The organism is Bradyrhizobium sp. UFLA06-24, from assembly GCF_054967145.1.
Window position 1 is genome coordinate 1 of sequence record NZ_JADFUE010000135.1, and the last position, 6262, is coordinate 6262.

Consider the following 6262-nt stretch of genomic DNA (forward strand, 5'->3'; position numbering starts at 1 on the left):
CGCCTGCCAGGTGCTGCTCAAACGCCACATGCTTTTGATCCGGCTGTTCCACGGCGGCATCCGACGCAGCGGACGCCTTATCGGCTGGGTTGATCGTGTTGAATCGGTCCATGTTCAGTCCGCAGGGCTCGCTCTCTCGCTATTTCGCTACTCACGTTTGCTTTCCAAAACCTGACATCGCCAAGCGGAAAGGTAGAATGAAAGGATAAATGATGGCTCGCAATTGCCTTCTCTGCGCCTTGCAGCATCGCTCGTGCGCCTGAGCGCCAGGTGCTGCACAGTAGGTTCCGACAAGCGCTTAAAGCGCCTATCGGAGCGGCTGCACATTCTGTGTTGTTGGTCCCGCTGCGTCCGGCGCTGTCGTGCTTGCTCCATCTTCTCCGTTGCCCTTGTTGCGCGCTGCGAGAGTAGAGTGACTAGCAAGAGGAGCGGCGGCGCGATCGCCATTTACCGTGCTGACAGACCGATTATCAACCAGGTCGAGCGGATCGTTCACCATCACTCCCAGGTTGTTTTTGGTCGAGCAACCAAGAGTCGGTTCGAACGAATTGTCGTCCACTGCTGGTCCTGCGATCAAAAGCGACGGACAGTTCGGAAGATGCGCTTCAAACGTAATCGCCTCGATCCTGACGGCGGAACGGCCCGATAAATTGAGGGGAGAAGCGGACAGCCGGATGTTAGAGGGAACAACCCCCATGGCGCGTGCTTCGTGCGCCACCTGCGCAATGAGCTTATGGGAGCCGCTGACATCCACATGGAGCGCATCCCGCCGGCCACCACTTGCGTCGGCGATAAAATTACGCAGCTGAAGCTTTTCGAGGGCATGGAGGCTCTGCAGAAGCAAGACACGCTTTTTCTGTTCGACCTGGACTCCTTGTTCGGCAGGATTGGGATGGATCGACGCAGTATTTGCGCAGCCCCCCAATATTGCGGCAAGGACAATCGAATGGGACAAATATCGCATGTTCATATGTCGATCCTCATTCGATGATAAAGCCGGCGTTGCCCGTCAGTCCCGGTGCGCTCGCGCGCGGCGCATCGCGGCCTTGAGGCGGCCGTGCCACCGTGTTCGTCAAGATGCGGCCTGCATCTGATGGCGGTGCGATGCGGTTGGTCGGAATACTTATCTGGCTTGGATTTGATCCCGGCCGTACGATGTAAGGTGTAACAACGATAACTAGCTCGGTTTCGCGTTTTTGAAACGATGAAGAGCGAAAAAGCGCACCAAGGATCGGTACGTCGCCGAGCCAGGGAAACTCGCCGATATCAGTGTTGAAGTTGCGCCTGATGAGGCCGCCGATTGCAAAGCTCTGGCCGCTGGCGAGCTCGACCACGGTGCTCGCCCGCCGCGTCGAGAGGGCAGGAACCGCCATACCATTGATCTTGACTTCGCCTTCGGTCGATAGTTCGCTGACTTCGGGCTTCACACGGACAACGATCTGGTTGTTGCTGAGCACTGTCGGGACGAATTCCAAGCTCACGCCGAACTGCCGGAATTGGACCGAAACCTGCCTGTTGTCCTGCATGACTGGGATCGGAAACTCGCCGCCGGCGAGGAAGCTTGCGGCTTCGCCGGACATTGCCGTCAGGTTCGGCTCAGCCAGGATTGAGGCGAGGTGCTCACTGGCGAGAGCGTCGAGAACAGCGCTGAGGTTGATATTGCCGGTGCTAAACCCGATCCCAATCGTGCCGCCGCCGCCAGCCCTGCCGGACCCTCCCGGTTTGCCGGTGGCAAGGAAAGCGCCGTTTGGGCCCGAGGCGGTGAAGTTGATGTTGAGATCCTTGACGGCGGTGCGGGAGACTTCTGCTACGCGCACGCTGAGATTTACCTGCAGTGAGCCGGCGACCTGGATCTTGTTGACGACCGGGGCGCCCGCGCCAACAAATTGCTCAGTGACCTTCCTCGCAGCCTCAACGACATCGGCATTGGGCGCTATACCGCTAAGGATCGCCCCGCGCGGGGTATAGCTGACCTGAATTGGATAGTCGCCGACCTCGGCCTTGAGCGCGGCCCGTAGATCCTCGAGTGGTTGGGTTACGACAATACGCAGCTCGGCAAGAGCCTCGCCGTTTTCGTTGAGGGCGAACAGGCTCGTCCGCCCGGACTTTTTGCCGAACACGAAAATTGTACTGCTCGACGGAGCTTGATAATCGGCAATTGCAGGGTCGGCGACAAAAATGGTCGCCGCCGGTGCGCTCAAATGCACCGTCTTTCCCTGTGACGAGGTAATATTGAGCGTGCCCGTGGTGCTGCCGGGTGCCGCACGTGGCATCTCTCCTTTGCCGTCCCGCTTGGTCTCGGCTGAGGCCGCAAGCGGAAACAGCAAAGCAAATCCGCATAGGAGGTAGCAGAGACGATTGAGAGCGGCAGAGCGTTGTGGGTTGGTGATCGCAGGCGGCTGGGTAGCGCCGGCGGCATTATTAAGGACCTTCAAGCGATTGTTGCCTTTAAGTGACGCTGCTAGGCAGCCGATGCTGTGCCAACGAGTTCAAGAGTGTAACCGACGCCGCGCGCGGTCTTGATTCTGAGCGTCGCACCCGCCTGGTTCAAATGCGCGCGTAAGCGATAAATCCCGACTTCCAGCGCATTGGTCGAAACCTCGTCATCGAACGCGTACAAGCTATCTTCCAGCGAAGCGCGCGGCACAGTGCGGCCGGCGCGATTGAGCAGATGCTCGAGAATGCACACCTCACGCCGAGCAATCCTCAGGATCCGGCCACCCACCGAGACTTGTCTGGCGATCGGATCGAAATGCAGATTCCCGAATGTCACGACCGGCGCCGTCATTTGCGTTGACCTTCGCAAAATGGCCCGCATGCGAGCGATGAGTTCGTCGATCGACACAGGCTTGGGCAGGAAATCATCCGCTCCCGCATTGAAGGTCGCGATCCGGCGGCTGAGATCATTGAGACTGCTCATCATCATTGCCGGCATTGATCGTCCTTCGCGCCGCAACTGCTTCAACCAGTCCAAACTATCCCCATCCGGCAAGACGGACTCCAGCAGTACGAGGTGGTAGTTTGCGCAATCCAGCGCGGCTGACGCCTCATCCAGCGTGGGCGTCACGTCCACCGCGAACCCGCAATTCACGAGCGTTGCCTTCACAGCGCGGCCAAAGTCCGCATGATGATCAACCAGGAGAATTCGCATCCATCGCCTCTCGTCCGTCCTCGGCAAGACTTGAGCGTGTTAGGGTTGACCAAGAGATCCGGCGACTGGATGCTGCCGGTCTGGCATGAATTCGAAAAGCCGTAGACGACCCGCAAGAGCTTGTTGGCAGGCGACCGATGCATGCGCATCCATTGACATCGGATATGTGACGGCTCGCGGCGGGTCGCCTGGGCGGGCGGCGCAGCTCAACATATCCGTTATGTTGGCAAGAGCTCTGCGATGACTTACGGGGTTGAGAGCCCTGGCGGCGCACTGATGCATCTGTGGGCGGCACATAGCAATGCCTGCATGCGCTGCGCGAATGCTAGCGGTAGTGATCGCGCGAGACTGCCCCAGCGAAAGCAAGGCACGGGCGAGATCAGCTGTATTTGTCGTCGAACAGGCTTGCGAAACCGACATTGAATACTTCCCAGTTCGTCTTGATCCGCGGTCAGTCTTGCGAGGCTGTTGGCCGTAGTGCCGTCAAGTCGCGGCATTGCAAGTGTTCCGCGCTAAAGACACTTCGCGCGCTATGTGCCGGCCAATGGGGCGTAAAAGGCCGAGATGCGACGAAACGATCAACGCGTCCTTCGGGACAGACGTCCTCTCGTTTGCCGGCGTTATCCAAGTAAGATGTCAACCGTTCCAATGCTCGGTCGCTTCCGAGGCGTTCTCCGTCCCAACTGAGCTAGTGCTGCCAATGAAGGACAAATTACGTGCGGCATTGCTGTCGTGCCTTGTCTGAGGCGGCGACGCCGGCTCCATGTCGTCGGATCGGGTGCACGGCTCAGGAACTCTGCCTTTCGTCGGCATAGGCGAAACAAAGACTGCCCGCGTTGTTCTCGCGCGCTGGATCCAGGTCTGCCTGCGAAGACGGCGCTTCGCCCAGCCCTCACAGAGCAGATGAACGATGCAAGCTTTAAAAAGGAGGAGTTGGGTAGTGTGATCAACCGAATCGGCCGAGCATTGAGTTTTTGAGACGTTCGCAATTGTTGGTACCCGTCAGGAAGAGTTCACACGAGCGGACTGTGTCGCGAGACTGTCGGAAATCCTACAATCTGACGCGAGGTGAGATTCAAGTGCAATTGAATGCTCTTTGTCGGGGTGCCTTCAGTTTGGAATCGTTGTGAGGCAACGGCGACACAGTTCGACCATGCCGTCGAACTGCGCGCGGCGGTCCGTCTCGCTGTGTACAAAGCCGTGAGCATTCGTCCGTCCAATTAAACGTCTCGCAGAAGCGCTATTGAGTGCAGAAGAGGCAGGCGCTCTTGGCAAGCGGGGTAAGCCATGACACCAGGAGCGGGGCGATCCGATCCGCCTCATGCGTGTCAATTTAGCGGGGAGACCGTGGCGAGAGGTGGACGTCCACTTGATGAACAGGAAGCAACGTTCGAGGTGAAGACTGTCGATCGCTCGAGCCAAGTTGTTCGGCAAGGGATTGAGGAGAGAATCGATTGCCAGACGTCATCTTGAATGCGGCCTCCTTATATTGCGATCGACTATGAGCCTCTTAGGCGCGCTCCGCAAAATCGATTGTTTTGATGGAACGCATCCAGGTGACGGATCGGCTGTCTTGTAACAGCGCGGCTTATCGCGGGGAGCGAATGCCCGATGCGATCGCGGCCGAAACACCTGTTGCTTGACCGCGCGGCCAATTTCAGACCGAGTACAGAGAGGGACGCAGCGCGTTCAGCGGCGTAACTCCACCAAAGCCGCCAGCCAGCCGTGAGCTCGTATGTCGTTCGAACTCACAATGTCCAAGGCGCCGGGATGCTCCAACGAGCGCGCACAGGAGGAGGATTGTCCGACATCCTCGCGTCGCCGGAAGTGCATCTTGTCGGAGACCCAACCGCTCTGCCGCTCGACCGGCGAGTTGATCGGGCCGCCGGTCGCCGCATAAGCTTAAGCTGTTCTGCGTGTGCGGAGTTGGTACGCCGCTTCAAGGTCTTTCTTTTGGGAGTTTGGGTGCTTGAAAACCAACGAACCAGCCCAACGGTTTGGCCGAGAGACCATCTACTCATTGCTCTCGCGCTTATAGGGATTTTCTTCTCTGCCGGTGCGGTAGCTTTCCAAGTTTCCGCCCAAGAACAGGCGCTCGGTCTCTTTCGTTGGCGTTCTGCCAAGTGAGCACATCAAATCGACGTCCGCATCGATGTTGTCGTAGTCTTCAGCATTCATTCTGAGCGCAATGCTGCTCATCACGTCGTCTGGCGTCCAGACACTGTGCTTCGGAACAGTGTAGGTGTGCAGTGCGTTCGCATTGTTGGCGATCGCCCTCGCCCAATGATCGCGAGAAACGGCGAGTTTCGCCGGATCTTCGACCAACGATACGAAGGGTGATGTTGTTGTCTTGCCGCGCATATGCCAGCCAGCTTGGCGCGCCCGGTCAATAGGATACCGCTCTGGATGATCTCCAATGGAAGAATGATCCCGAGCCGTGTTGCGAACATGCAATATGGCGCTTGTGTTTTCGTCCGTATGCGGCTTGCAGTCACTATTCTGATTCTGAAAACGCCGCAGTGTGACATAAGACGACCTCACGACGTCGTCAAATACGCCGTCTCGGTCAATGCTAGGTGCGCTCGCCGGTGACCAGCGCGCCGCCTGCTGCACGGCAAGGTCGATCTCATTGCGAAGCACTTCAAGATTGGCACCTGTCAGTGTTGCTGCAAGCTGAGCGCGGGCACTGACAAATGATGGGGCTGGGCAGCTACCGGGTTCCGAGGCGGCCTCGCCTGGCGCAGACGAGGACGTGGCAGTCGCGGAATTTGCCGCTAAGCAGAGTGAAGGCGGCGTCGGGTAGGCCGAATCGAGGTCGTCTATATCCAAGTCATTCAGCTGCTGCTCGAAGCTTGCTTGATCTTCGGAATTGTGTGCCGTTGCGCTGCTCTCGGCGCCAAGCTCATCCTGTTGTCCATGGACGCGGCGCGCCTGCTGTACCACGTTGTGAACCTCAAAGGGAGTGTCCACAGCATTTCGTGGATCAACGTTCATATCTCTCTCCCTTCGAAGTGCCGGATGCCAGCCTAGATTGTTGCAGGCGCAGCTTTCGAGAAGCTGACAGACCAGAGAGGGCGCCATTTAGTTTCAGCTCTTGACGGAGTCGAATTG

At 58.1% G+C, this 6262-nt stretch carries 4 protein-coding genes; all 4 read right to left on the reverse strand.

Annotated elements, in window-relative coordinates; translation table 11 throughout:
• Positions 1–307: 307 nt before the first annotated feature.
• The 4 genes from IF809_RS37680 to IF809_RS37695 all read right to left on the reverse strand — a co-directional run bounded on the left by IF809_RS37680 (position 308) and on the right by IF809_RS37695 (position 6145).
• A complete protein-coding gene (locus IF809_RS37680) occupies positions 308–970 on the reverse strand; it encodes a CpaD family pilus assembly lipoprotein (protein WP_011084647.1) in 663 nt (220 codons plus the stop codon).
• Positions 971–980: 10 nt separating this feature from the next.
• Positions 981–2435: a type II and III secretion system protein family protein gene (locus IF809_RS37685; protein ID WP_014497926.1), complete on the reverse strand. Its 1455-nt coding sequence runs from the start codon at positions 2433–2435 to the stop codon at positions 981–983.
• A gap of 26 nt (positions 2436–2461) precedes the next feature.
• The gene (locus tag IF809_RS37690) at positions 2462–3151 is read right to left on the reverse strand and encodes a response regulator (protein ID WP_011084649.1); all 690 of its coding nucleotides are present in this window, start codon (positions 3149–3151) and stop codon (positions 2462–2464) included.
• Between the two features lie 2013 nt (positions 3152–5164).
• On the reverse strand, positions 5165–6145 hold the full coding sequence (locus tag IF809_RS37695) for a hypothetical protein (protein WP_014497925.1): 981 nt from the start codon (positions 6143–6145) through the stop codon (positions 5165–5167).
• Positions 6146–6262: the final 117 nt, after the last annotated feature.

Coding starts and splice junctions, on each gene's coding strand:
- IF809_RS37680 (WP_011084647.1), bottom strand. CDS start 970: ATGAACATGCGATATTTGTCCCATTCGATTGTCCTTGCCGCAATATTG.
- IF809_RS37690 (WP_011084649.1), bottom strand. CDS start 3,151: ATGCGAATTCTCCTGGTTGATCATCATGCGGACTTTGGCCGCGCTGTG.
- IF809_RS37695 (WP_014497925.1), bottom strand. CDS start 6,145: ATGAACGTTGATCCACGAAATGCTGTGGACACTCCCTTTGAGGTTCAC.